We start from the raw sequence: 566 nt of genomic DNA on the forward strand, positions 1-566 counted from the left end.
GCTACAGGAAAAGAGTTGGCCCGTACAGATACAGTATTGGGACAAACAATGTTTTCTGGCTTGCAGTAGGGAGGTTCTATGAGTTACAAGATAAAATTTGATGATATTACCTCTGTTCAAGTGGAAAGTCAAAAGACGATGAATGCTTGGGAAGAGGCCATCGCTAGTCTAAATAAGGCTATGAGCGACTTCATCAACAATCAAAATCTCCAAGGTCAGGCCATCTCGAGTATGCGCAATTACCTAGTAGAGGTGCATGGGACTCTCCTTCAAACTCTGGTCAACCTGATGAATGACTACTCAACTAATCTCCTACTGTACAAGGATGGTTACTATCAAATTGATTCAAGCAATCATGCAAAGTTACCAGGTCAGGTGTTTACAACCCTTCATAGTGATTTGAAGAGTTCACGTGACAATCTAAAGAGTGAGATTGAGGTCTTGAACACGACCAAGGACAAGATTTCAGACTTGGTGAGCTATTCAGGAAGCAGTCATACCAGTACGGTCATGAACTATAACTTTCTCATGAATCAGGTCAAGAACTTGGACAACTCGATCATCCA

Annotated in this window: 1 protein-coding gene; it reads left to right on the plus strand. The window is 41.7% G+C overall.

All coding sequences use genetic code 11. The annotated features are described in order from the left end of the window. Positions 1–78: 78 nt before the first annotated feature. Positions 79–566, plus strand: a 488-nt coding sequence (locus FBF73_RS09895) for a T7SS effector LXG polymorphic toxin (RefSeq protein ID WP_240798258.1), incomplete at its 3' end; no start/stop codon positions are given.

Source organism: Streptococcus mitis (genome assembly GCF_005144795.1).
GTDB classification, from domain to species: domain Bacteria; phylum Bacillota; class Bacilli; order Lactobacillales; family Streptococcaceae; genus Streptococcus; species Streptococcus mitis_BB.